The sequence below is a fragment of the Actinokineospora terrae genome (assembly GCF_900111175.1).
In the GTDB taxonomy this organism is placed as follows: domain Bacteria; phylum Actinomycetota; class Actinomycetes; order Mycobacteriales; family Pseudonocardiaceae; genus Actinokineospora; species Actinokineospora terrae.
Genome location: NZ_FOGI01000007.1, coordinates 452,623 through 477,073, shown reverse-complemented (window position 1 = coordinate 477,073; position 24,451 = coordinate 452,623). Strand labels below are relative to the sequence as shown.

Genomic DNA, 24,451 nt, shown 5'->3' with positions numbered 1-24,451 from the left:
GTGCCGGACGCCCACCACGTGGAAGGGCAGGTACCCCGATGACCGCTCCCACCACCACCGAAGTCGACCTCGTCATCATCGGCGCAGGCCCCACCGGCCTGTTCGCCGCCTATTACGCCGGGTTCCGCGACCTGCGCACCGCCGTGGTCGACTCGCTGCCCGAACCCGGCGGGCAGATCACCGCGATGTACCCGGAGAAGCAGATCTTCGACGTCGCCGGGTTCCCCTCGGTGCGCGGCCGGGACCTGGTGACGTCCCTGGTCGAGCAGGCCGACCAGTGGAAACCCACCTACCTGCTCGGCCGCCGCGCGCTCACGCTGTCCCAAGTGGAGGACCGGTTCCACGTCGAGCTCGACGGCGGGACGGTCGTCGACACCGGGGCCGTGCTGATCACCGCGGGCATCGGCGAGTTCACCCCGCGCCCGCTGCCCGCCGGATCCGGCTGGCTCGGCCGGGGGATGGTGCACTTCGTGCCCAGCCTGGAGGTGCACCGCGGCCAGGACGTGGTGATCGTCGGCGGCGGCGACTCGGCGTTCGACTGGGCCCTGGCCCTGCACCCGATCGCCACCTCGGTGACCCTCGTGCACCGCCGCGCCAGGTTCCGCGCCATGCCCGCCACCGTCCGGCAGGTCGAGGCCCTCGGCGTCCGGATCATCACCGACGCCCAGGTGACCGACCTGCGGGGCGATGACGACGGCCTGCACGAGGTAGAGCTATCCGTTGGCGGGGAGACGTTGGTACTACCTGCGCAGGCAGTGGTCGCCGCACTCGGTTTCACCGCGGACCTAGGCCCGATCGACTCGTGGGGGCTGGAAATCGACCACCGTTCCATCACGGTCGACTCCACGATGCGCACGGCTAGAGACAAGGTTTATGCCGCCGGTGACGTGGCGGCTTACCCGGGCAAGGTGAAGCTGATCGCGACCGGTTTCGGCGAGGCGGCGACCGCGGTGAACAACATCGCCGTAGCGCTCGACCCCGACGCGCACCTGTTCCCGGGGCACTCCAGCAACGCGGAATAAGGACCAGGACACGAAAGAGGCGGCGGAGATGTTCTCCGCCGCCTCTTGTCGTAAGAGCCGCGTCTTATCGCAAGAACTGTCAGGCCACGACCTGGACCGTGTCGCCGACGGAGAGGCCGTTGAAGTAGGCCTTCGCGGCGGAGGCGGAGAGGTGGATGCAGCCGTGGCTCGGGACCTTCAGGCTGCCCTGGTGGAAGGCGATGCCGCCGTTGAAGAAGACCGAGAAGGGCATCGGGGCGTCGTTGAACTCGCGGCTCTTGTGGTCGATGTCCTTCCAGCCCACCTTGAAGGTGCCGACCGGGGTGCGGTAGCCGGCGCGGCCGTGGGTGATCGGGACCGGGCCGAGGACGACCTTGCCGTCCTTGAGCAGCCAGGACTGGTTCGCCGACAGGTCGATGCAGGCCGACACCGTCGCCGCGCACGGAACACCCTCGACCGGGGCGGGCGCGGGCTTGGCCGTGGTCGACGGCTTGGGCTTCTTCGTGGTGGTCGTGGTGACCGGCGGCTTCTTCTTCGTCGTCGTTGTCGTCACCGGCGGCGCCACCGTGGTGGTCGTCGTAGTGGGGGCCGCCGTCGTAGTAGTGGTGGTCGTGGTCGGCGCGACCGTGGTGGTGGTCGTCGTGGTCGCGGCCTGGACCTGCTGCGCGGCCGGGGCGGCATCCCCGGTGCCGCACGCCGTGGCCAGCAGGGCGGCCGCGGCGACCACCGCGCCCGCTATCAGCCGGTTGACCTTCATGTCTCGCTCCTCGACTACCCCAGCGGGCGTCTGGGTAGACACCCCGTCGACAAGGATGACGACCGGGGACCACTCAGGGTTGTCCACCGCGACCGATCCGTTACCCGGTGGCTCGAACGAACCCGAATGGACCCGGACACCCGTGGGGTTCGACGACCCCACGGGCGGCAGGCGGGGACTGGCGGGTGGGGACAGGCGGATGGGGACTACGGGAGCGGCGGGATGGCGTCGGTCTCGGAGGAGTCGATGTCGAAGTCGACCGACGAGTACTCGCGCAGCTTGGTGAGCCGGTGGAAGCCGTCGATCATGCGGACCGTGCCGGACTTCGAGCGCATCACGATCGACTGGGTGGTGCAGCCGCCGGAGCGGTAGTGCACGCCGCGCAGCAGGTCGCCGTCGGTGACACCGGTCGCGCAGAAGAACACGTTGTCGCCGCGCACCAGGTCGTCGGTCAGCAGCACCCGGTCCAGGTCGTGGCCCGCGTCGATGGCCCGCCCGCGCTCGGCGTCGTCCTTGGGCCACAGCTTGCCCTGGATCGCGCCGCCCATGCACTTGAGCGCAGCGGCGGCGATGATGCCCTCCGGAGTGCCGCCGATGCCCAGCAGCAGGTCGACGCCGGTGTTCGGGCGAGCGGCGGAGATGGCGCCCGCGACGTCGCCGTCGGAGATGAAGTGGATCCGGGCGCCCGCCTCGCGGACCTCCTTGACCAGGCTGTCGTGCCGGGGCCGGTCGAGGATGCAGACCGTCACGTCGGAGACGTCGGTGCTCTTGGCGCGCGCGACCCGGCGGATGTTCTCCGCGACCGGGGCGGTGATGTCCACCACGTCGGCCGCCTCGGGGCCGACCGCCAGCTTCTCCATGTAGAACACCGCGGACGGGTCGAACATGGCGCCGCGCTCGGCCACCGCGAGGACCGCGAGGGCGTTGGGCATGCCCTTGGCCATCAGCGTGGTGCCGTCGATCGGGTCGACCGCGACGTCGCAGTCGGGGCCGTCGCCGTTGCCGACCTCCTCGCCGTTGAACAGCATGGGCGCCTCGTCCTTCTCGCCCTCGCCGATCACCACGACCCCGCGCATGGTGACGGTGCCGATCAGCATCCGCATCGCGTCGACCGCCGCCTGGTCGCCGCCGTTCTTGTCGCCGCGGCCGACCCAGCGGCCCGCCGCCATCGCCGCGGCCTCGGTGACCCGGACCAGCTCCATCGCCAGGTTGCGGTCGGGTGCCTCCCGGCGTCGCGCGGGCGTCGAAGTGGTGGTCGGAGTGTTCATACTGCCTCCCGGATCGGCGCGGGCAGCCTGCGAGCTGTGCAGACCAATCCGCATCCTCCCAGACCACGGTGTGTACCTGCTTACGGCGACGACCGTGCTGCTCGTCACGCGGTGTGCGTGCGGGGGCGGCGGGGCGGGTTGCGATTATGGGCGAATGGCTTCCGGCAACCGGCTGACCCACGGCCCGCGCGACATCCTGCTGTCGATGCTGGCACTGCTGCTCATGGTCGGCATCCCGCTGCTGCTGTTCCGGGCGTGCACGTTCAGCCCGGGGGCGCCGCAGGCCGACCCGGCCTCGGCACCGAGGGTCGACGTCGCCGCGGGGCTCTCGCGCGCGCAGGCGCCGTTCAAGGTCCGGGTGCCCGCGGTGCCCCCGGGCTGGCAGGGGAACTCGCTCAGCAGCGGGTCGGTCGAGCCGACCGGCCGCGTGGTGCGGGCCGGGTGGCTGACGCCGGACCACTTCATCCAGCTCAGCCAGTCCGACGCGCAGCTGACCGACCTGGTCGCCGCCGAGACCGGCACGCTGGGCCTGGCCACGGAGGCGGTGACGGTCGACGGTACACAGTGGACGGTCTTCCCCGGCCGCCGTGACGAACAGGCCTGGGTCGCCGACGTCTCCGGCGTCCGACTGCTGATCACCGGCAACGCCACCGCCGACGACTTCAGACTGCTGGCCGGGGCCGTCGACTAGTTGGCGGCGGCCTTGCGCGCCTTGCGCAGTTCGGCGGGCAGCGAGAAGGTGACCTTCTCCTCAGCCGTGGTGATCTCCTCGACCTCGCCGTAGCCGCGTTCGGCCAGCCAGGCCACCAGGTCCATCACCAGGATGTCGGGCACCGAGGCGCCGCTGGTGACGCCGACCGTGCTGACACCGTCCAACCAGGACTCGTCGACCTCTTTGGCGAAGTCGACCAGGTACGAGGCCTTCGCGCCCGCCTGCAGCGCGACCTCGACCAGCCGCTTGGAGTTCGACGAGTTCTGCGAGCCGACCACGATCACCAGCTCGCACTGCGGCGCCATGGCCTTCACCGCGGTCTGGCGGTTGGAGGTGGCGTAGCAGATGTCGTCGCTCGGCGGGTTCTGCAGGTCCGGGAAGCGCTCGCGCAGCTGGTCGACCCGCTCCAGGGTCTCGTCGACCGACAGCGTCGTCTGCGACAGCCAGATCACCTTCGACGGGTCGCGCACCACGACCTTGTCGACGTCCTCGGCGGTGTCCACGAGCTGCACGTGGTCGGGCGCCTCACCGGCGGTGCCCTCGACCTCCTCGTGGCCCTCGTGGCCGATGAGCAGGATGTCGTAGTCGTCCTTGGCGAACCGCTTGGCCTCGAAGTGGACCTTGGTGACCAGCGGGCAGGTGGCGTCGATGGTGCGCAGGTTGCGCTGGGCCGCCTGGTCGTGGACCGCGGGCGAGACCCCGTGCGCGGAGAACACGACGAGCGCGCCCTCGGGCACCTCGTCGGCCTCGTCGACGAAGATGGCGCCGCGGTCGCGCAGGGTCTCGACCACGTGCTTGTTGTGGACGATCTCCTTGCGCACGTACACCGGTGGCCCGTAGGTCTCCAGTGCCTGCTCCACGGTGATCACCGCGCGGTCGACACCGGCGCAGTAGCCGCGCGGCTTGGCCAGCAGGACGCGTTTGGTGGTGGCGCTCATGCCGTCCAGGGTACGGGCGCTCGCGGTGACTCTCCTGTTCGGTGGGGTGTACGTGGGGTCACAGGGGACGGGCGGCCCAGGACAGGTGGGTGGGCGAGTCTGCGGGCGGTGGGCGGGCGAGTCTGCGGGCGGTGGGCGGGCGAGTCACTGTGCAGATCGGGTGGATTCAGGCAGGCTAGGAAGCATGAAGTCACTCCCGCTGCCGTTGCGGGTCGCGGCGGGGCTCGCCGCCACCGCGCTTGAGCACGCCCGCGACCTGCCCACCCGCATCGCCGGGCTGCCGGTCACCGTGGCCAGCCAGGCGCTGCAGGTGTCCATGCGGGTGCAGCAGCAGGTCACCGAGCTGGCGATCAAGGGCGACGAGGCGATCGCCGCGCTGCGCCCGGTCGAGGACGAGCCGGAGTGGGCGACCTTCGACGAGGACCTCGACGACCAGGCGGTCGACGAGGACACCGCCGCCCCGGCGGCTGTCGACCTGGCCGAAGAGGACACCGCGGCGCCGGTCGTGGTCGAGGCGGTCGAGTCCGATGAGGTGCCGGTGGTCGTCGGGCCCGCGTCGGTGCCGAACTACGGGGAGTTGTCGCTGGCGCAGCTGCGCGCCCGGCTGCGCGGGTTCGACGTCGCCGCGCTGGAGGAGTTGCTGGCGCACGAGCGCGCCACCGAGAACCGCCCGTCGTACGTCGGCATGCTCACCCGCAGGCTCGCCACGCTGCGGGACACCCCCGCCACGTGAGCGCGCCCACCGCCGAGGAGCCGTGGCCGGTCCGCACGGTCGCCCGCAAGATCGCCGACTGGGTGCACAAGCTGGGCACGGTGTGGGTGGAGGGCCAGGTCACGCAGATCTCGGCCCGCCCGGGCACCGGTACCGCGTTCCTCACCCTGCGCGACCCCGCCGCCGACGTGTCGATGACGGTCACCTGCTCGACGCAGATGCTGCGCGAGCACGAGCCGCCGCTGTCGGACGGCGCCAGGGTCGTCGTGCACGCCAAGCCCACCTTCTACCTCAACCGCGGCTCGCTGAGGCTGCGCGCCGACGAGATCCGCGCGGTCGGCATCGGTGAGCTGCTGGCCAGGATCGAGCGGCTGCGCAGGCTGCTGGCCGCGGAGGGCATGTTCGACCCGCGGCGCAAGCGCAAGCCGCCGTTCCTGCCCGCGAAGGTAGGCCTGATCACCGGTCGCGCGTCGGCGGCGGAGCGGGACGTGCTGGCCAACGCGAGCGCCCGGTGGCCCGCGGTGCGGTTCCGGGTGGAGAACGTGGCGGTGCAGGGCGCGCTGGCCGTCCCGCAGATCCTGGACGCGCTGCGGGTGCTCGACCGCGACCCCGAGGTCGAGGTGATCGTCATCGCCCGCGGCGGCGGCAGCGTGGAGGACCTGCTGCCGTTCTCCGACGAGGCGCTGTGCCGCGCGGTGTCCGACTGCCGCACGCCGGTGCTGAGCGCGATCGGGCACGAACCGGACACCCCGCTGCTCGACCACGTCGCCGACCTGCGCTGCTCGACGCCGACCGACGCGGGCAAACGGGTGGTCCCGGACGTGGCGGAGGAGTCGGCCAGGGTCCGCCAGCTGCGCGACCGGGCCCGCCGGGCGTTGCACGGATGGGTGGATCGCGAGGTCCGGCTGCTCACCCAGCTGCGCAGCCGACCGGTGCTCGCCGACCCGATCACCCCGCTGGTGCGGCGCGCGGAGCAGGTGGATTCGCTGCTCGAGCGGGGTCGCCGGGCGCTGCTGGCGCGGTTGGCACAGGAGCGGGCAGCGCTGGACGCGACGAAAGCCCGCTTGACGACCTTGGGGCCAGCCGCCACCCTTGCCCGAGGGTACGCGGTCGTACAGCACACCGATGCCGACGGGACTCCCCGGGTTCTCCGCTCCATCGAGGACGTCGCCGAGGGCGTCGAGGTCCGCATCCGGCTCGCCGACGGCGCACTGCACGCGGTCGTCACCGGCGGCCGGGAGGGCGAAGGAGGCTGATCCTGCCGATGCGGACCTGTCGCGAACCGACGTTCCTCCCGCTCACCCTGTCCACGGTCGGCCGGGTGTGCGCCACCGGGGTGGTCCAGGCCACCGTCCGCCGCGCCGACTCAGCCGCCGCCGAGTGCTGGGCCGCGCTGCTGGCTGGCTGCGACGCCCCCGGCCGCCACCAGCTGCCCACCCGCCTGCGCGAACTGTCGGCGGCCGCGGCGGCGTACACGACCGACAACAACCGCGGCAGGATCGACGAGGCCCGCTGCCGCATCGAGGAAGCCGTCGCCGACCGCGACGGCGAGGACTTCGCCGAGGCCTTCATCGGCTACGACCAGGCGGTGGCCGCCGCCCTCGCCCGCATCCGACAGGAAAGCCCCACACGGTGACCGAACCCGGCTACGAACAGGCACGAGACGAACTGGCCGCGGTGGTGGCGAGACTGGAAGCGGGCGGACTGCCGCTGGAGGAGTCCCTGACCCTCTGGGAACGCGGCGAGTCCCTGGCCAAGATCTGCGACCGCCACCTGGCAGGCGCCCGAGAACGCGTGGAAACCGCCCTGGCGGCCGCCGAGGCCACGGACTGACCCCGACGGCGCGCTAGTGGTAAGAGGCCCTTGGCCCGGTTAGAGGTTGGGGCCCTTGGTGCGCAGGTCCTCGACCGTGGTCATGGCGGTGCGGAGGTCGGCCAGCCATTCCTCGGCGTGCTTGCCGACCAGGCGGACGGCCCAGGCCAGGGCTTCGGATCGTGAGCGGGCGACGCCTGCGTCGACGAGGGTGTCGAGGGTTCGGCGTTCTGGTTGGCGCAGGCGGGTCATGACGGGGACCGAGAGGGTTGTGAACAGTTCCTCGGTGCCGCCGACGCGGGCGCCCCAGGCGACCTTGCGGCCGTAGCGGTGCTCGGCTTGGCGGGCGATCTCGATGCGGTGGTCCCTGGTCTCCTCCCGCCAGCGCGCGATGCGGCCGGACTCGGCGGCGGCGGTCGCGGCCTCGTCCTGGAACTGCTCGGCGAGCGGCGGCAGGGTGCCGACCAGCAGGATCTCCTCCCGGTCGACGGTGATGGCGGGCTTCTCGGTGAACCAGGTGTCGGGCAGCCGCCCGGTGAACCAGGCGGTGACGTCGTCGGACATGACGGCTCCTCTCGCTTACCTGATTACAACGTTACACCTGCAAAACCGGTGGTGGGCCGATTTAGGGTGGGGGTATGACGCTGATCGGGGAACGGGTGCGGCTGCGCGCCATCGAGCCGGAGGACGCCGACACGTTCTGGCGGTGGCACCACGACGAGCACGCCATGCGCTGGATGGAGACGTCGTACCCGGAGTCTCGCGCGCAACTGCGCAAGCGCTTCGCGGACCTCCCGGCCAACAGCCACGAGCGCTGCCGCTTCGCCATCGAGACGATCGCCGAGTCCCGCCTGGTCGGCTACATCGCCCTGCGCGACGCCCGCCCGGAGACCGGCCGCGCGGAACTCGACATCTACCTCGGCGACCCCGACACCTGGAACAAGGGCTACGGCGGCGAGGCCCTGCGCCTGGTGTGCCGCTGGGGCTTCGACGACATGCGCCTGCACGCGATCCAGCTCTTCGTGGTGGCCGACAACGAACCCGCCCGCCACCTCTACCGCAAGGTCGGCTTCGTCGAGGAAGGCCGCCTCCGCCAGTACTTCCGCCGCGACGGCGAACTGCACGACATGATCGTCATGAGCCTGCTGCACGGCGAGCTGGTCGACTAGGCGATGTAGCGGAACCAGGCCTCGGCGCCGTCGACGTGCAGCAGGAAGTGGGTCACCGGGCCGTCCGGGGAGACCAGCGCCAGGGAGCCGGTGACCTTCTCGTAGACCGACTCCCACGCCTCGTGGTCGTCGTCGGCGTTGAGGAGTTCCAGCTCTTGGGCGAACAGCGGCTGGAACTCGGCGAAGCCGGGGTGGGCGGTGAAATCACCGTACAGCCACGGGAAGTCGCGGTCGGTGATGGTGATCTCGCCGACCAGGTCGGTGCCGCGCAGCAGGCGCCAGATCTCGCTCACACGTTCTCCAAGGCCGCGACCAGTTCGTCCACTGTGGTCACTGGACGGTCGCAAACATACCCCCGGCACACGTAAGCAGCCGCACGCCCATCAACCGCGGGTCGGTCCGCCAACAACGGCGACGCTCCGGTCTCCCCGCTCAGCACGACCGCGCCGCCGTGGGCATGCGCGATAGCAGCAGCGACAAGGGATTCGCGATCCGGGCCGACGACCGCGACCTGGACCGGTCCCGAGGCGATGGCTTCCGCGACGGTCAGCCAATGCCCGGCGAACCGGGGCGCGCGCGAAGCCAGCACACCCGCGCGGGACAGCGCCGACTCCGCGGCCTCCCGGTACCCGCGCCCATGTCCGGCAAGGGAATCGCCCAGCAGCAACGCCCCGGCCAACGCCGAAGCCCCGGATGGGCTCGCGTTGTCCCCCGGATCGCCGGGACGCCACACCAGGGCGTCCGCGTCGTCGGCGGTGTCGTGGTAGGCGCCGGGAGCCGCGGGGTCGGCGAAGCGCGCGAGCGCGGTGTCCAGCAACGCGCATCCCGCGTCCAGCCAACGAAGCGCGCCCGTCGCCTGGTGCAGGACGAACAGCGCCTCCGCGAGAGTCCCGTAGTCCTCCAGCACCCCGGCCGCCGCGCCGACGACACCGTCGCGCGATGTCCGCCGGAGCCTGCCGTCGACCAGGTGCAGGTCGAGCAGCAACGACGCCGCCCGCTCCCCCGCCGCGACCCACGACGGCTCGCCGAGTGCCATGCCCGCCTCGGCCAGCGCGGCGATCGCCAGCCCGTTCCACGCGGTGACCACCTTGTCGTCACGACCGGGCTGCGGCCGCCTGGACCTGGCCTCGACCAGGGCCGCGCGCACCCGCTCCCACCTGGCCCGATCGTCGACCGCCCTGATCAACCGCAGCGTGGACGCCCCGTGCTCGAACGTGCCGTCCTCGGTGACGCCCAGCAATTCAGCGGCCCACCCGCCGTCCTCGGCTCCCAGGACCTCAACCACCTGGGTCGGGGTCCACACGTAGGTCGCCCCCTCCACGCCCTCGGTGTCCGCGTCCAACGACGAGGCGAACCCACCCTGAGACGTCCCCAGGTCGCGCAGCAGGAACCCGGCCGTGTCCCTGGCGACCTCGTGGTACCGGTCGGCGCCGGTCCGGCGGGCGAGGTGGGCGTAGAGCCGCAGCAGCAAAGCGTTGTCGTACAGCATCTTCTCGAAGTGCGGCACGACCCAGCCCGCGTCCACGCTGTAGCGGGCGAAGCCGCCTGCGAGCTGGTCGTTGAGCCCGCCATCGGCCATCGCGAGCGCGGTGGTCTCCACAATGGACAGCGACTCCACCGAACCAGTGCGTTCGTGGTGGCGCAGCAAGAACTCCAGTGCCATCGTCGGCGGGAACTTGGGCGCGCCCCCGAACCCGGCGTTGACCCGGTCGTAGGACCCCAGCAGCGATGTCGCCGCGCCTGCGAGCACCGAAGAGTCCACAACGGATGCTTCCATCGGCCCGGTCTGCTCGCGCAGCTCGGCCACGACCCGGGCACCGGCCTGCCGCACCTCGTCATCGCCCGACGACCAGGCCTCGTGCACGGCGGTCAGCAGCTGGCGGAACGACGGCATGCCGGAGCGCGGGGTCGGCGGGTAGTAGGTGCCGCAGTGCAACGGCTCGCCCGCCGGGGTGAGGAACGCGGTCATCGGCCAGCCGCCCTGCCCGGTCATGGCCTGGGTCGCGGTCATGTAGACGGCGTCGACGTCGGGGCGTTCCTCGCGGTCGACCTTGATGTTGACGAAGTGGGCGTTCATCAGGGCGGCGGTCGCGGCGTCCTCGAACGACTCGTGCGCCATCACGTGGCACCAGTGGCAGGCCGCGTAGCCGACCGACAGCAGCACCGGGACGTCGCGGCGAGCGGCCTCGGCGAACGCCTCGGTGCCCCACTCCCACCAGTCGACCGGGTTGTCCTTGTGCTGGAGCAGGTAGGGGCTGGTCGAGTCCTGCAGCCGGTTCGCCATGCCCCCAGCCTCTCAAACCGAGGTGTCGGCGGGTACTCGGGTTTGCCACACTCGCGGACGTGCTGCTGACCGTCTCGACCACCGCGCGCCCGGCGACCGACCTGGGCTACCTGCTGTTCAAGCACCCCGACCGGGCGCAGTCCTTCGCGATCGCGTCCGGTACCGCGCACGTGTTCTACCCACAAGCGGACGAGTCGGTGTGCACGGCGGCGCTGCTGCTGGAGGTCGACCCGATCACCCTGGCCAAGAGCCGCCCCGGCAGCAGTTACGTCGATGACCGGCCTTACGCGTCCGGGTCGCTCATGGCCGTGGCCATCGGGTCGGTGTTCCGCACGGCGATGAACGGTCGCTGCGACGCGCGTCCAGAGCTGGCCGAGCAGGCCATCCCGCTGGTGGTGCACCTACCGGCCGTTGCGCACCAGGGTGACGCTGACCTGGCCGAACGGCTGTTCGCGCCGCTGGGCTGGCAGGTCGAGACCACCCCGGTGCCGCTGGACCCGGCGTTCCCCGCCTGGGGCGACTCGCGGTTCCTGGACCTGAGGCTCACCGGTCGGCTCAGGCTGGCTGACGCGCTGCGGCACCTCTATGTGCTGCTGCCGGTGCTCGACGACACCAAGCACTACTGGGTCGGCGAGGACGAGGTCGCGAAGCTGGTCCGCGCCGGGGGCGACTGGTTGCCCGGCCACCCCGAGCGGGACCTGGTGAGCCGCCGCTACCTGGCCCACCAGCGCGGGTACGTGCGCGACGCGCTCACCCAGCTGTCCGAACTCGACGGCACGCTGCCGGAGGAGCAGGCACCGTCGCACCGGCCGTTGGCGGCGCTGCGGGCGGAGGCCGTGGTCGCCGCGCTGCACGAGGTCGGCGCGCGTCGGGTCCTCGACCTCGGTTGCGGCGGTGGCGCGCTGTTGGAGCGGCTGGTCGCGGACACGGCGTTCACCGAGATCCTCGGCACCGACGTGTCCGCGGGCGCCCTGGACGCGGCGCAGCGGCGGCTGGCCAAGCTGCCGGACCGGGCCAGGTCCCGGGTGTCGCTGCGGCACTCGTCGCTGACCTACACCGACCCCGAGCTGGCCGGGTTCGACGCGGCGGTGCTGATGGAGGTCGTCGAGCACGTCGACCCGGCTCGGCTGCCCGCGCTGGAACGGGTCGTGTTCGGCGTCGCCCGGCCGAGGCACGTCGTCGTGACCACCCCGAACGTCGAGTACAACCCGCTGCTCGGACAGGCGGAGCACCGCCACCCGGACCACCGGTTCGAGTGGACGAGGGCGCAGTTCCAGGAGTGGGCGGGCGCGGTGGCCGCGCGCACCGGCTACACCGTCCGATTCGGACCCGTCGGCCCGGTCGACCCCGACCTCGGCCCGGCGACCCAGCTGGCCGTGTTCAGCACGGAGGAGGCGTAGATGGACCTCACCATCCCGGACATGGCGCTGGTCGTGTTGATCGGCGCCTCCGGCTCCGGCAAGTCGACCTTCGCGCGCACGCGCTTCGCGGCGACCCAGGTGCTCTCCAGCGACTTCTTCCGCGGCCTGGTCAGCGACGACGAGAACGACCAGGGCGCGTCGGCCGAGGCCTTCGACGCCCTGCACTACATCGCGGGCAAGCGCTTGCGGGCCGGTCTGGTCACGGTGGTCGACGCGACGAACACCCAGCCGGGGCCGCGGGCCGCGCTGATCCGGCTGGCCAAGGAGCACAACGTGCTGCCGGTCGCGGTCGTGCTGGACCTGCCGGAGTCGGTGTGCGTGCGGCGCAACGCCGACCGGCCGGACCGGGACTTCGGCGCGCACGTGGTGCACCGGCAGGTCACCGAGCTGCGCCGGTCGCTGCGGTCGCTGGCCAAGGAGGGCTTCCGGCGGGTGCACGTGCTGCGCGGGGAGTCCGAAGTGGACGCGGCGCGGATCGTGGTCGAGCCGCTGCGCAACGACCGGCGCGGCGAGACCGGGCCGTTCGACGTGATCGGCGACGTGCACGGCTGCCGGGTGGAGCTGGAGGAGCTGCTCGGCGAACTGGGGTACGCCATCGACCGCGACGAGCGGGGGCGCGCGGTCGGCGCGGCGCACCCGGCCGGGCGGCGCGCGGTGTTCGTCGGCGACCTGGTCGACCGCGGCCCGGACACACCGGGCGTGCTGCGGCTGGCGATGGGCATGGTCGAGTCCGGCTCGGCGCTGGCGGTGTCGGGCAACCACGAGCACAAGCTGCTGCGGGCGTTGCGCGGCAAGCAGGTGACGGTGCGGCACGGGCTGGCCGAGTCGCTGGAGCAGCTGGCGGCGGAGCCACCGGAGTTCGTCGAGCGCGCGACGGCGTTCTGCGACAGCCTGATCGGGCACTACGTGCTCGACGGCGGCGCGCTGGTCGTCGCGCACGCCGGTCTGCCGGAGGAGTTCCACGGGCGCGCGTCGGGGCGGGTGCGGTCGTTCGCGCTGTACGGGGAGACCACCGGGGAGACCGACGAGTACGGGCTGCCGGTGCGGTACCCGTGGGCGCGGGACTATCGGGGGCGCGCGATGGTCCTGTATGGACACACGCCGGTGCCCGACGCGGAGTGGGTCAACTCGACGATGTGCCTGGACACCGGGTGCGTCTTCGGCGGCAAGCTCACGGCACTGCGGTACCCGGAGCGCGAGCTGGTTTCGGTTGCGGCGCACGAGGTCTGGTACGAGCCGGTGCGCCCGCTGGTGGCGCCGCTGCCCGATCGGGAGCCGACCGCGCTGACGTTGGACGACGTCATGGGGCGCCGGGTCGTGCAGACGTGGGCGCAGGGCGCGGTGACGGTGCGCGGCGAGCAGTCGGCGGCGGCGTTGGAGGTGATGAGCCGGTTCTCGGTCGACCCGCGGTGGTTGGTGTACCTGCCGCCGACGATGGCACCCGCGGAGACGCACCGGGACGGGGACGTCCTGGAGCACCCGCGGGAGGCGTTCGCCGGGTTCGGGTCGCTGCCGGTGCTGTGCGAGGAGAAGCACATGGGGTCACGGGCCGTGGTGCTGGTGACCCGTTCGGCGGCGGTCGGTCCCCGGCGGTTCGCGGTGGAGGGCGACGGGGCCGTCTACACGCGGACCGGGCGGCCGTTCTTCGACGAGGCGACGACCGCGGCGCTGCTGCACCGGGTCCGGGCGGCGGTCGCGGACCTGTGGGACGAACTGGACACGGACTGGCTGCTGCTGGACGCGGAACTGCTGCCGTGGAGCGCCAAGGCGATGGACCTGATCACCACCCGGTTCGCCGCCGTGGGTGCCGCCGCCCACGCCGCGCTACCGGCTGCCCTGTCCGCAGTGGGCAACGCGGTCGACCGGGGCGTGCCGGTGGGCGACCTGTTGTCCCGCACCTCGGCGCGCCTGGCCAACGCCTCGGCCTTCCGCGACGCCTACCGCCGCTACTGCCTGCCGACCGCCGGACTCGACGGCGTGCGGCTGGCGCCGTTCCAGGTCCTGGCCAGCGAGGGCACCACGTACCACGACCGCCCGCACACCTGGCACCTGGCGATCGCCGACCGGCTACACGCGGCCGACCCCGGGCTGTTCACGACGACCGCGCGGCTCGAGGTGGACCCGACCAGCGCCGAGTCGGTGGCCGCCGGTGTGGCCTGGTGGGAATCGATGACCGCGGCGGGCGGCGAGGGGATGGTGGTGAAACCCGCCGCCAACTTCGTCCGCACCGGCCGCAAACTCACCCTCCCCGGCCTCAAGGTCCGCGGCCCCGACTACCTCCGCATCGTCTACGGCCCGGACTACCCCAACCACCTCAGCCGCCTCCGAGACCGCAAACTCGGCCCGAAGCGCTCCCTGGCCCTGCGCGAGTACGCCCTGGGCCTGGAAGCCCTGGACCGACTCGTGAAGGCCGAACCCCTCTGGCGCGTGCACGAGGCCGTGTTCGCCGTCTTGGCCTTGGAGTCGGAGCCGGTCGACCCAAGACTGTGAGATTGACTAGCCCGCCGCGGGCTTGGCTGGGGGGTCGGCGCCCTCGGCGGGCTCGTCGGTGGGGTTGTCGAAGGACTCCGGGAGGCGCTTGAGGTGCTTGGTCATGGAGCGGACCAGGAAGGCGACCGCCACGAAGAACAGGACCAGGATCAAGAACCCCAACGGCGACGACTTGCCGAAGTCCTCGCCCTGGCCGCCGGGGTCGGCGGGTTTGGGGGGGTTGGTCTGGACCTGGGCGAAGGTGGTCGGGAAGTCGGCACCGGGCAGGGCGGCGATCACAGGGAGGCCTTCTCGCGGAGGCCGGAGAAGAGATCGTCTTCCGGGAGGGTGCTGTCGACCAGGGAGCGGACCAGCTCGTACTCCTCGTACGGCCAGATGGTGCGCTGCAGGTCCAGCGGTACCGCGAACCAGCGGCTGTTGGGGTCGATCTGGGTGGCGTGCGCCAGCAGGGCGGCGTCGCGGACCTCGAAGTAGTCGGCGCACTCGACGCGGGAGGTGACGCGGTGGGCGATGTCGCCGCGTTCGGCGGGCCAGTTCTCCAGCCACTCGCCGTAGGGGGACTCGAGGCCGCGTTCGAGCAGGGCCTCGTGGATGGCGACCAGGCGGGCGCGGCTGAAGCCGTGCGAGTAGTACAGCTTCAGCGGCTGCCAGGGCTCGCCCGCGTCCTGGTGCAGATCCGGGTCGCCCGCGGCGTCGAAGGCGGCGATGGAGACCTCGTGGCAGCGGATGTGGTCGGGGTGCGGGTAGCCGCCGTTCTCGTCGTAGGTGATGACGACGTGCGGGCGGAACTCGCGGATGGCCCTGACCAGCGGCGGCACCGACTCCTCCAGCGGCACCAGGGCGAAGCAGCCCTCGGGCAGCGGCGGCAGCGGGTCGCCCTCGGGCAGGCCGGAGTCGACGAAGCCGAGCCAGCGGTGCGAGACGCCCAGGATCTCGGCGGCCCTGGCCATCTCGGCGCGGCGCACCCCGGGGATGTCGGCGGTGACCTCGGGGCGGTCCATGGCCGGGTTGAGGATGTCCCCGCGCTCGCCACCGGTGCAGGTGACCACCATGACCTCGTGCCCATCGGCGACGTACTTGGCCATCGTCGCCGCGCCCTTGCTCGACTCGTCGTCGGGGTGGGCGTGCACGGCCATCAAACGCAGCTTCTCGGACATGGTCCTCCTCGGCCCCCTCCTGGAACGTGGTCCCGCACACGGCGGATACTCGACCCGAACAGCGCAACGCGCCGGGCGGGGACCATTGTTCCCGCCTGGTGGACCGCCCCGGTGAGGAGGCCCCCGCTATGACCGCCGCCGGTCGCACACCGCCAGAGGGCCGCTACGGCGCGCGCCGGGCGCCGAGGTCGCGCCGCACCGCCGTGGTGCTGGTGATCCTCGGGTTGGCGGCGGGGATCGTGGTCGCGTTCCTCGGCTACAAGAACCTCGGCACCGCGCCCATCGAGGCCGAGCGGACCGGGTTCAGCGAGGAGCCGGGCAACCGGATGCGGATGACCTTCGACGTGACCAGGACCACCCCGGAGCAGGCCGCGGTGTGCGTGGTTCGGGTGCGCGGCATCAACGGCGACGAGACCGGTCGCAAAGAGGTGTACATCGCGCCGGGCCAGGCGTCCGTGCGGATGACGACGGTCATCGCGAGCAGCGGCGAACCGGTCACCGCGGACGTCTTCGGTTGCTCGTACCAGGTACCCTCCTACCTGTCCACAACCGCGCCGCCAACGGGGTGAACTCCAGCCGGAAAAGCGATTAGCCAGACAAAACGGGCGTTATAGCACGTGTGTTCGTGGTACGCTCGTAGACCTGCACGGCCCCTAGGAGGGCCGTGTTTTTTCCATTCCGGGCGCACCACCAGGCCTGGTTTGCCGGCCTGTGACCACGGGCCCGGAGTACGACGAGGAGTTGGTGACCGTGAGCGACACCCAGGTGACCTGGTTGACCCAGGAGGCCTACAACCGGCTCAAGAACGAGCTCGACGAGCTGATTGAGAACCGCCCGGTCATCGCGCAGAAGATCAACACCAGCCGCGAGGAGGGTGACCTCAAGGAGAACGGCGGGTACCACGCCGCCCGCGAGGAGCAGGGCCAGCAGGAGGCCCGGATCCGCCACCTCCAGGAACTGCTGCGCGGCGCGAAGGTGGGCGAGGCGCCCGCCAACGACGGCATCGCCGAGCCGGGCATGGTGCTGACCGTCCGCTACGACGGCGATGACGACGAAGAGGTCTTCCTGCTGGCCACCCGCGAGGAGGGCGGCGAGGGCGAGCTGGAGGTCTACTCCCCCGAGTCCCCGCTCGGCCGCGCGCTGCTCGGCGCCAAGGAGGGCGAGACCAGGGAGTACGACCTGCCCAACGGCAAGACCCAGAAGGTCACCCTGACCAAGGCGGTCCCGTACGGCGGCTGATCCCAAGCCAACGCTCGACAACGAGGACGGCCACCCCACGTGCCGATGGGGTGGCCGTCCTCGTTTGTCTCAGAGCTTCAGCTCAAGCGCTCCAACACCATGGCCATGCCCTGGCCGCCGCCGACGCACATGGTCTCCAGGCCGAACTGCTTGTCGTGCCACTGCAGCGAGTTGATCAGCGTGGTGGCGATCCTGGCGCCGGTCATGCCGAACGGGTGGCCGACCGCGATGGCGCCGCCGTTGACGTTGAGCTTGTCGTCGTCGACGCCCAGTTCCCGCGCCGAGGGGATGACCTGGGCGGCGAACGCCTCGTTGATCTCCACCAGGTCGATGTCCGAGATGGACAGACCGGCGATGGCCAGCGCGCGCCGGGACGCCTCGACCGGCCCGAGGCCCATGATCTCCGGCGACAGCCCGGAGACGCCGGTGGCGACGATCCGCGCCAGCGGCGTCAGCCCCAGCTCGGCCGCCTTGCGGTCGGACATGATCACCAGGGCCGCCGCGCCGTCGTTGAGCGGGCAGCAGTTGCCCGCGGTGACCCGACCGTCCGGTCGGAACACCGGCTGCAGCGTCGCGGTCTTCTCGTAGTTCACCCCGGCGCGCGGGCCGTCGTCGGTCTCCACCACGCGTCCGTCCGGGAGGGTCACCGGCGTGATCTCCCTGGCCCAGAAGCCGTCCTTGATCGCCTGCTCCGCGCGGTTCTGCGAGCGGACGCCGAAGTGGTCCATCTCCTCGCGGGTGATCCCCTTGGCCAGCGCCAGGTTCTCGGCGGTCTGGCCCATCGCGAGGTAGGCGTTGGGCACCCGGCCGTCCAGGCGCGGGTCGTGCCACTCGTCGGCGCCGGACTCGGCGACCGCCGCGGTGCGCGCCTCGGCCTCGGCGAAGATCGGGTTGTGGGTGTCGGGCCAGGAGTCGGAACTGCCCTTGGCGAAGCGCGACACGGTCTCCACCCCGGCGGAGATGAACACCTCGCCCTCGCCCGCCTTGATCGCGTGCAGCGCCATGCGGGTGGTCTGCAGCGACGAGGCGCAGTAGCGGGTGACGGTGCAGCCGGGCAGGAAGTCGTAGCCGAGCAGCACCGAGACGATCCGGCCGATGTTGTTGCCCTGCTCGCCGCCGGGCAGGCCGCAGCCGAGCATGAGGTCGTCGATGTCGGTGGGGTCGAGCGCGGGCACCCGGTCCAGGGCGGCGCGGACCATCTGCGCGGTCAGGTCGTCCGGTCGGATGTCGACCAGGGAACCCTTGCCCGCCCGGCCGATCGGCGAGCGGACAGCGGAGACGATGACTGCCTCTGGCATGGCGGGTGCTCCTTCGCGGTAGGCCGGTCCAGCACGACACCGCTGAGGTTACCCTCGGGTAACTCACCCGTGGAGCCACGCTGCTCAGCCGGGTGTCACCGCACTGTGGCACACCCCGGCCACCGCGCACAGTGGGGCGAGGATCACGCCCGCCGCCAGCCCGTACCCGGCGCCGTTGGGGTGGAACCGGTCCGGGCTGAACAGCTCGTCTGGGCGCCGGGCGAAGTGCCGCGACACCAGCGTCATGGGCACCACAGCGGCGCCGCTGCCGACCAGGGCACGGGCCTGCGCGCGGCCCAGGGCCAGGCTCCACCGCTGCGCCAGCGACCGCAGCGGCTGCGGGATCGGCCGGACCGTGCCCAGGTCGGGGCAGGTTCCGACGACGACACCGGTGCCAGCCGCGACCAGCCGCCGGACCTGCTCGCCGAGCAGTTCGGCGCACGCGGCCACTCCGAGCCGAGCCGTCACGTCATTACCGCCGACCATGACCACAGCGGCCCTCGGTGGGTCTAACAGCGCGCGGTCGACTTGGTCGGCGAGGTGGGTACTGCGGGAGCCGACGACCGCGTAGGTCGTGAGCCGCACCGGGCGGCCCGCCTCCTCGGCCAGGCCCCTCGCGAGCTGCACGCCAGGTAGCGCTTCCGGCGACTCAGCACCCAGCCCCGCGGCGGTGGAGTCACCGAAGATGCCGAAGGTAAGAGCGTCGGCGACCTGCCCAGGGCCGGTTCCGTCGGGCAGGTAGCAGCCGTCCGCGTTGAACGGCAGGTCGCGGGGTACACCGATGATGCTGCGCGCTTGTCGGGACTGCGACTGCAAGAGGGTGTACGCCGCGCCGGACAGGCCGCCCACGGAGCCTGCCGCCACAGCGGCCACCCAGAGCCCACGGATCCACAGCATCGCCTGCCCCCCTTCGACCAAAGGTGACTGTCTTAGACCTATCGCCCCTACCGACCTCCTCTTTACCAAACGCGGCGATTACTTCACCGGCGCTAGAGCCGGGATACGCTCCCCACGAGCAGGTCAACGACGCGAACCCCTAACGCGACCCCACGAAGGAGCCCTCGGTGGAGTACGTCGAGCACATCTTTGATCTCGTCGGTGACACGCCCCTGGTGCGGCTGAACACCCTGGCCGAAGGGCTCGCCCCGACCGTGCTGGCGAAGGTGGAGTACTTCAACCCGGGCGGCAGCGTGAAGGACCGGATCGCGCTGCGCATGGTCGAGGCGGCCGAGGCCTCCGGCGAGCTGCGCCCCGGCGGCACGATCGTCGAGCCCACCTCGGGCAACACCGGCGTCGGCCTGGCGATGGTCGCCCAGCGCAAGGGCTACAAGTGCGTGTTCGTCTGCCCGGACAAGGTCAGCGAGGACAAGCGCAACGTGCTCAAGGCCTACGGCGCCGAGGTCGTGGTGTGCCCGACCGCGGTGGCCCCGGAGCACCCGGACTCCTACTACAACGTGTCCGACCGGCTGGTCCGCGAGATCGAGGGCGCGTGGAAGCCGAACCAGTACGCCAACCTGGAGAACCCGGCGAGCCACTACCACTCGACCGGCCCCGAGCTGTGGCGGCAGACCGAGGGCAAGATCACGCACTTCGTGGCGGGCGTCGGCACCGGCGGCACCATCTCCGGCACCGGCCGCTACCTCAAGGAGGTCTCGGGCGGGAAGGTGCGGGTCATCGGCGCCGACCCGGAGGGCTCGGTCTACTCGGGCGGCACCGGCAGGCCGTACCTGGTCGAGGGCGTAGGCGAGGACTTCTGGCCGGAGACCTACGACCGCTCGGTCGCCGACGAGATCATCGCGGTGTCGGACTCGGAGTCCTTCGAGGTCACCCGCAGGCTGGCCCGCGAGGAGGCCATGCTGGTCGGCGGGTCGTGCGGGATGGCGGCGGCCGCGGCGCTGCGGCTGGCCAAGCGGCTCGGCCCGGACGACGTGGTAGTGGTGCTGCTGCCCGACGGCGGCCGCGGCTACCTGTCGAAGGTGTTCAACGACTCGTGGATGGCCCAGTACGGGTTCCTGCCGCCCGAGCACTCCGGCGCCACCGTGGGCGACGTGCTGCGCCGCAAGAGCGCCTCGGGCACCACGATCCCCGACTTCGTGCACGCCCACCCGACCGAGACGGTCGCCGACGCGGTGGCCATCCTGCGCGAGTTCGGCGTGAGCCAGATGCCGGTGGTCAACGCCGAGCCGCCGGTGATGGCGGCCGAGGTGGTCGGCGCGGTCAACGAGCGCGACCTGCTCGACGCGCTGTTCACCGGCAAGGCCGCGCTGGCCGACCGGCTGGACCGGCACATGTCCGGCCCGCTGCCCACCATCGGCGCCGGTGAGCAGGTGTCGGTGGCGATGACCGCGCTCACCGACGCCGACGGCGCGCTGGTGCTGGTGGACGGCAAGCCCGCGGGCGTGGTGACCAGGCAAGATCTCCTGGGCTTCCTGGCCGGGCGGTGACGCCCTATGGTCACCCCGCGAGCCGCGAACCGCGCACGGATATCGCGTCCGATAGCGTTACCCGCAGAGTTATCTGATTTGCCAACTGATAGTCCAGGTCAAAAGGGGTGGGAAACCCGATGAGTGCTCCCCAGCCGCCGAACCAGCCATGGCAGGGCGGTCAGCCCCAGCAGTGGCCTGGTCAACCCGGTCAGGACCAGCCGCCGTACGGCCAGCAGCCGGGCGGGTACCCCCCGCCGCAGCCGCACTACGCGCCACCACCCGGTGACACCACCGGCGCCGACGGCGTCGAGCGGACGCAGGCCATCCGCCCGGGTCAGACCCCTCCCGGTGGGGAGGAGGAGGGCGTCGACCGCACGCAGGTCGTGCGCCCGGGCCAGGGTGACGCGACGCAGATGGTGCCGCCCGGCTCCGTCCCGCAGTCGCCGCCCTACGCCCCGCCGCCCAGCGCCGCCGACCAGGCGTCGCCCCCCGGCGGGTTCCACCAGCCCTACGGCCAGCAGCAGCCGCCCCAGCAGCAGTACGGCCAGCCCGGTGGGTTCGGCCAGCAGCAGGGTTACGGCCAGCAGCAGCCCGGCGGCTACCCCGGCCAGCAGGGCGGTTTCGCCCAGCAGTCCGGTCTCGGCGGCGCGCCCGGCGCGGGTGGTCAGGGCCAGAACACCGGCATGATCGCGCTGATCGTGCTCGGCGCCGTCGCGGTGCTCGGCCTGATCGCGCTGATCATGAGCATCTCGCTGATGTCCAACATCTCCACCATCAGCGGCCTCTGCGGTGACGTGCGCGGGCTCGGCGGGGTGGCGTCGAGCTACTGCCCGAGCGGCTTCAACACTTTCCTGTCCTTCGTCCAGATCGCGGGCGCGGGCGTGGCGATCGCGGGCGCGGTCCTGCTGGCGCTGAAGAAGAACCTGAACATCGCCCACCTGCTGGTCGCGGGCGGCGGTGGCGGCCTGGTGGTCGCCGCGATCATCAACGGCGCGACCTTCAGCTTCGTCGGCCAGATCATGACCCCGCTGGTGTTCGGCCTGCTCATCGCCGGTGCCGGTGCGCTGGCGTTCTTCCCGCAGACCAAGGACTACCTGCTCGGCAGCTCGCCGCTCAGCTCGCTGAGCAGCGGGTCCGGCGGCCCCGGTGGCCCCGGCCCCGGTGGCCCCGGCGCCGGTGGCCCCGGCGCCGGTGGTCCCGGTGGGTTCGGCCAGCCGCACCAGCAGCAGGGCTACGGCCAGCAGCCCCCGCAGCAGCAGTACGGCCAGCCCGGTGGGTTCGGCCAGCAGCAGCCCCCGCAGCAGCCGGGCTACGGCCAGCCGCCGCAGACCCCGCCGCCCGGGTTCCCCCCGCCGCAGCAGGGTTACGGGCAGCAGCCCCCGCCGCCCCCGCCCGGCGGGTTCGGCCAGCAGCCGCCCGGTGGGCAGCCGCCGCAGCAGTGGTGACTCGCGCGAACTGAGTTGATAGGCCCCGGCAACCTGCCGGGGCCTATCCGCGTCTTTGGGGTCGTCCAGGAAGACGCGAGGGGGAAATGTGAACTACCAGGCGCCATACCAGCAGCAGGGCTACTACCCGCAATTCCAGCAGGCGGCCCCGGGCAGCCCGGCGACGGCGGTCGTCGCCGGACTCGCCGCGCTCGGCACCGCGGCCGGGATCGGCGGCTCCTCGGCGTACTTCGTGGCCGAGGTGCCCTACGCCAGTGATGTCTTCGAACTCCCGCCCGGGCTCCAGTCCCTGGTCATCGGCAGGTTGATGCTCGCGGCGCTGGCCCTGATCGGCGCGGTGATGCTGTTCGCGCGGCGCAGGGCGGGTGTCCCGGTCGTCGCGATCTCCGCGGTGCTCGGCGTCGCCTCGCTGCCGTTGGAACCGTTCGTCTCGGAATTGCTGCGCGGCATCGGGCTCGGAATCGGCGACTATTTCACGGCGCTCACCGAGTTCAACGACAGCTACACCATTCTGCTCGCCGTCGGCGCTATCGCGGGCATTCTGGCTTTCTTCTTCGCGGTGCTGCCGTCCACCGGCCGGTGGCTGCGCGGCGCGGCCCGGTACTGATCGACCTGACGCGGGACCTGGATCGGGGCCGTGCGGGCTTGTACCGCACGGCACTACCACCAAGCATCACTCGATCGGTGAAATATTCCTCATAGTGGGAACGGTCCCACATGGTGGTCGATTGGGCGGTCCCCCGTAACCTGGGGGACATGGCAGACGAGACGTCGCGCTGGGGTTTCGAGACCAGGGCGATCCACGCTGGACAAGAGCCCGATCCGCGCACCGGCTCGGTGATCGTGCCCATCTACGCCACCTCCACCTTCGCCCAGGACGGCGTCGGCGGCGTGCGCGAGGGCGGGTACGAGTACTCGCGCAGCGCCAACCCGACCAGGACCGCGCTGGAGCAGGCGCTCGCCGCGCTCGAGGGCGGCAAGCACGGCCTGGCCTTCGCCTCCGGCCTCGCCGCCTCCGACGTGGCGCTGCGCTCGATGACCAGGCCGGGCGACCACGTCGTCCTGGGCAACGACGCCTACGGCGGCACCTTCCGGCTGCTCGACAAGGTCCTCACCCAGTGGGGCGTCGAGTACACCTCGGTGGACCTGTCCGACCTGACCGCGACCAAGGCCGCGCTGCGCCCGACCACCAAGGTCATCTGGTCGGAGACGCCGACCAACCCGCTGCTGGGCATCGCCGACATCGCCGCGCTGGCCGCGGTCGCCGCCGAGGGCGGCGCGAAGCTGGTCATCGACAACACCTTCGCCACCCCGTACCTGCAGTCCCCGCTCGGCCTCGGCGCGGACGTGGTGCTGCACTCGACCACCAAGTACCTCGGCGGCCACTCCGACGTGGTCGGCGGCGCGCTCATCACCTCCGACGACGACCTGCGGGACAAGTTCGCGTTCCTGCGCAACGCCGCGGGGGCGGTGCCCAGCCCGTTCGACGCGTGGCTGGTGCTGCGCGGGGCGAAGACGCTGGCGCTGCGGATGGAGCGGCACAGCGACAACGCCGAGCGGATCGTCGAGGCGCTGCTCAACCACCCGAAGGTCACCAAGGTCTACTACCCCGGCCTGCCAGAGCACCCCGGCCACGAGGTCGCCGCCAAGCAGATGCGCCGCTTCGGCGGGATGGTGTCGTTCTCGGTCGCCGGTGGCGAGGAGGCCGCGCTGGCGGTGGCCGCCCGCACCAAGCTGTTCATCCTCGCCGAGTCGCTCGGCGGCATCGAGTCGCTCATCGAGCACCCCGGCAAGATGACGCACGCGAGCACCACCGGGTCGCCGCTGCAGATCGCGGGCGACATCCTGCGGCTGTCGGTGGGCATCGAGGACGGCACCGACCTGGTGAACGACCTGCTCAAGGCCCTGGACTAGTCCCCCGGACGACAACGAGGCCCGGTCCCCCGAGCGGGGATCGGGCCTCTTCTCGCGGGACCTCGGGCTACGGGCTGACCTGGTGGAAGCGCTCCACGGCGCTGCCCGGGTTGGTGCCCACGGTCGGGGTGCTGGAGGCGGGCGGCAGGTCGGCCGGGTCGACGCAGCCGCCGACGAGCTCGAGGCCCTGGCCGCGCTGCACGAACTCCCCCGCGCTGGCGCACCCGGCGTTGCTGACGGTGAACACGGCCACCCCGGCCAGCACCAGCGCCGCGGCAGCGGCGCCCGCCAGTGGCATCGCCCTGCGTGAGGTGGCCATGGTTCTCCCCGAGGTGGATATCGCCCTGGGGGCGAGCGTACCCGCCCACCCGCCACCGCACCTGAGCAGTAGCTGAGTGTGGCCCCCGC

Annotated in this window: 26 protein-coding genes; 15 read left to right on the top strand and 11 right to left on the bottom strand. The window is 71.7% G+C overall.

Features of this window, described 5'->3' with window-relative positions; all coding sequences use genetic code 11:
- Window positions 1-38 precede the first annotated feature (38 nt).
- Window positions 39-1,022, top strand: a complete 984-nt coding sequence (locus BMY07_RS18665) for an NAD(P)/FAD-dependent oxidoreductase (protein ID WP_092779913.1) — start codon at window positions 39-41, stop codon at window positions 1,020-1,022.
- 79 nt (window positions 1,023-1,101) lie between these two features.
- Here BMY07_RS18665 and BMY07_RS18660 read toward each other — a convergent pair whose 3' ends face one another.
- A complete protein-coding gene (locus tag BMY07_RS18660; RefSeq protein WP_092779911.1) occupies window positions 1,102-1,758 on the bottom strand; it encodes a L,D-transpeptidase in 657 nt (218 codons plus the stop codon).
- 206 nt (window positions 1,759-1,964) lie between these two features.
- Window positions 1,965-3,026: a class II fructose-bisphosphatase gene (glpX, locus tag BMY07_RS18655; RefSeq protein ID WP_092779909.1), complete on the bottom strand. Its 1,062-nt coding sequence runs from the start codon at window positions 3,024-3,026 to the stop codon at window positions 1,965-1,967.
- Window positions 3,027-3,180: 154 nt separating this feature from the next.
- Here glpX and BMY07_RS18650 point away from each other — a divergent pair, with 154 nt between their 5' ends.
- Window positions 3,181-3,717: a DUF4245 family protein gene (locus BMY07_RS18650; protein ID WP_092779907.1), complete on the top strand. Its 537-nt coding sequence runs from the start codon at window positions 3,181-3,183 to the stop codon at window positions 3,715-3,717.
- Here BMY07_RS18650 and BMY07_RS18645 read toward each other — a convergent pair.
- Window positions 3,714-4,676, bottom strand: coding sequence for a 4-hydroxy-3-methylbut-2-enyl diphosphate reductase (locus tag BMY07_RS18645; RefSeq protein ID WP_092779905.1), 963 nt, complete (start codon window positions 4,674-4,676; stop codon window positions 3,714-3,716). The two genes, BMY07_RS18650 and BMY07_RS18645, sit on opposite strands and share 4 nt — an antisense overlap.
- A gap of 184 nt (window positions 4,677-4,860) precedes the next feature.
- On the opposite strand from BMY07_RS18645, the gene BMY07_RS18640 reads away from it, so the two are divergent.
- Genes BMY07_RS18640 through BMY07_RS18625 form a run of 4 tightly spaced genes read left to right on the top strand, consistent with a single transcriptional unit; the run spans window position 4,861 to window position 7,221 of the window.
- The gene (locus tag BMY07_RS18640) at window positions 4,861-5,409 is read left to right on the top strand and encodes a lipid droplet-associated protein (protein ID WP_092779903.1); all 549 of its coding nucleotides are present in this window, start codon (window positions 4,861-4,863) and stop codon (window positions 5,407-5,409) included.
- Window positions 5,406-6,644: an exodeoxyribonuclease VII large subunit gene (gene xseA, locus BMY07_RS18635; protein ID WP_092779901.1), complete on the top strand. Its 1,239-nt coding sequence runs from the start codon at window positions 5,406-5,408 to the stop codon at window positions 6,642-6,644. The genes BMY07_RS18640 and xseA overlap by 4 nt, the downstream gene beginning before the upstream one ends.
- Window positions 6,645-6,652: 8 nt before the next feature.
- On the top strand, window positions 6,653-7,024 hold the full coding sequence (locus BMY07_RS18630; RefSeq protein ID WP_092779899.1) for a sugar ABC transporter substrate-binding protein: 372 nt from the start codon (window positions 6,653-6,655) through the stop codon (window positions 7,022-7,024).
- A complete protein-coding gene (locus tag BMY07_RS18625) occupies window positions 7,021-7,221 on the top strand; it encodes an exodeoxyribonuclease VII small subunit (RefSeq protein WP_092779897.1) in 201 nt (66 codons plus the stop codon). The genes BMY07_RS18630 and BMY07_RS18625 overlap by 4 nt, the downstream gene beginning before the upstream one ends.
- Before the next feature lie 39 nt (window positions 7,222-7,260).
- Here the strand turns inward: BMY07_RS18625 and BMY07_RS18620 are convergent, their stop codons facing one another.
- Window positions 7,261-7,764: a hypothetical protein gene (locus BMY07_RS18620; protein ID WP_092779895.1), complete on the bottom strand. Its 504-nt coding sequence runs from the start codon at window positions 7,762-7,764 to the stop codon at window positions 7,261-7,263.
- 74 nt (window positions 7,765-7,838) lie between these two features.
- Between BMY07_RS18620 and BMY07_RS18615 the strand changes: the two genes are divergently transcribed.
- The gene (locus tag BMY07_RS18615; protein ID WP_092779893.1) at window positions 7,839-8,369 is read left to right on the top strand and encodes a GNAT family N-acetyltransferase; all 531 of its coding nucleotides are present in this window, start codon (window positions 7,839-7,841) and stop codon (window positions 8,367-8,369) included.
- Here BMY07_RS18615 and BMY07_RS18610 read toward each other — a convergent pair.
- Window positions 8,366-8,662: a hypothetical protein gene (locus BMY07_RS18610; RefSeq protein ID WP_092779891.1), complete on the bottom strand. Its 297-nt coding sequence runs from the start codon at window positions 8,660-8,662 to the stop codon at window positions 8,366-8,368. The genes BMY07_RS18615 and BMY07_RS18610 overlap by 4 nt on opposite strands.
- The gene (locus BMY07_RS18605) at window positions 8,659-10,653 is read right to left on the bottom strand and encodes a thioredoxin domain-containing protein (RefSeq protein WP_092779889.1); all 1,995 of its coding nucleotides are present in this window, start codon (window positions 10,651-10,653) and stop codon (window positions 8,659-8,661) included. The genes BMY07_RS18610 and BMY07_RS18605 overlap by 4 nt, the downstream gene beginning before the upstream one ends.
- Window positions 10,654-10,712: 59 nt before the next feature.
- Between BMY07_RS18605 and BMY07_RS18600 the strand changes: the two genes are divergently transcribed.
- Together BMY07_RS18600 and BMY07_RS18595 are read left to right on the top strand one after the other, a co-directional pair.
- Window positions 10,713-12,053: a 3' terminal RNA ribose 2'-O-methyltransferase Hen1 gene (locus tag BMY07_RS18600; protein ID WP_092779887.1), complete on the top strand. Its 1,341-nt coding sequence runs from the start codon at window positions 10,713-10,715 to the stop codon at window positions 12,051-12,053.
- Window positions 12,054-14,564 (top strand): polynucleotide kinase-phosphatase, encoded by a 2,511-nt coding sequence (locus BMY07_RS18595; protein ID WP_092779885.1) that lies wholly within the window; start codon window positions 12,054-12,056, stop codon window positions 14,562-14,564. It abuts the gene before it with no gap.
- Between the two features lie 6 nt (window positions 14,565-14,570).
- Here BMY07_RS18595 and BMY07_RS18590 read toward each other — a convergent pair whose 3' ends face one another.
- Both BMY07_RS18590 and mca read right to left on the bottom strand, forming a co-directional pair.
- Complete coding sequence (locus BMY07_RS18590; RefSeq protein ID WP_092779883.1) at window positions 14,571-14,843, bottom strand: hypothetical protein; 273 nt, start codon at window positions 14,841-14,843, stop codon at window positions 14,571-14,573.
- A complete protein-coding gene (gene mca, locus BMY07_RS18585) occupies window positions 14,840-15,721 on the bottom strand; it encodes a mycothiol conjugate amidase Mca (RefSeq protein ID WP_092779881.1) in 882 nt (293 codons plus the stop codon). The genes BMY07_RS18590 and mca overlap by 4 nt, the downstream gene beginning before the upstream one ends.
- 128 nt (window positions 15,722-15,849) lie before the next feature.
- Here mca and BMY07_RS18580 point away from each other — a divergent pair, with 128 nt between their 5' ends.
- Window positions 15,850-16,290, top strand: coding sequence for a DUF4307 domain-containing protein (locus tag BMY07_RS18580; protein ID WP_092779879.1), 441 nt, complete (start codon window positions 15,850-15,852; stop codon window positions 16,288-16,290).
- A gap of 175 nt (window positions 16,291-16,465) precedes the next feature.
- A complete protein-coding gene (gene greA / locus BMY07_RS18575; RefSeq protein WP_092780077.1) occupies window positions 16,466-16,960 on the top strand; it encodes a transcription elongation factor GreA in 495 nt (164 codons plus the stop codon).
- Window positions 16,961-17,037: 77 nt separating this feature from the next.
- On the opposite strand, the gene BMY07_RS18570 is transcribed toward greA, so the two are convergent.
- Window positions 17,038-18,258: an acetyl-CoA C-acetyltransferase gene (locus BMY07_RS18570; protein ID WP_092779877.1), complete on the bottom strand. Its 1,221-nt coding sequence runs from the start codon at window positions 18,256-18,258 to the stop codon at window positions 17,038-17,040.
- A gap of 84 nt (window positions 18,259-18,342) precedes the next feature.
- Complete coding sequence (locus tag BMY07_RS18565) at window positions 18,343-19,155, bottom strand: SGNH/GDSL hydrolase family protein (RefSeq protein ID WP_092780075.1); 813 nt, start codon at window positions 19,153-19,155, stop codon at window positions 18,343-18,345.
- A gap of 167 nt (window positions 19,156-19,322) precedes the next feature.
- Here BMY07_RS18565 and BMY07_RS18560 point away from each other — a divergent pair, with 167 nt between their 5' ends.
- From BMY07_RS18560 to BMY07_RS18545, 4 genes are all read left to right on the top strand, one after another.
- Complete coding sequence (locus BMY07_RS18560) at window positions 19,323-20,702, top strand: cystathionine beta-synthase (protein WP_092779875.1); 1,380 nt, start codon at window positions 19,323-19,325, stop codon at window positions 20,700-20,702.
- 119 nt (window positions 20,703-20,821) lie between these two features.
- The gene (locus BMY07_RS18555; RefSeq protein WP_092779873.1) at window positions 20,822-22,129 is read left to right on the top strand and encodes a hypothetical protein; all 1,308 of its coding nucleotides are present in this window, start codon (window positions 20,822-20,824) and stop codon (window positions 22,127-22,129) included.
- An 88-nt stretch (window positions 22,130-22,217) separates the two neighbouring features.
- Entirely contained in the window at window positions 22,218-22,736 is a 519-nt protein-coding gene (locus tag BMY07_RS18550) for a hypothetical protein (protein ID WP_092779871.1), read from the top strand.
- 149 nt (window positions 22,737-22,885) lie between these two features.
- Complete coding sequence (locus tag BMY07_RS18545; RefSeq protein ID WP_092779869.1) at window positions 22,886-24,043, top strand: cystathionine gamma-synthase; 1,158 nt, start codon at window positions 22,886-22,888, stop codon at window positions 24,041-24,043.
- A gap of 67 nt (window positions 24,044-24,110) precedes the next feature.
- Here BMY07_RS18545 and BMY07_RS18540 read toward each other — a convergent pair whose 3' ends face one another.
- Entirely contained in the window at window positions 24,111-24,362 is a 252-nt protein-coding gene (locus BMY07_RS18540; RefSeq protein ID WP_143073539.1) for a hypothetical protein, read from the bottom strand.
- Window positions 24,363-24,451: the final 89 nt, after the last annotated feature.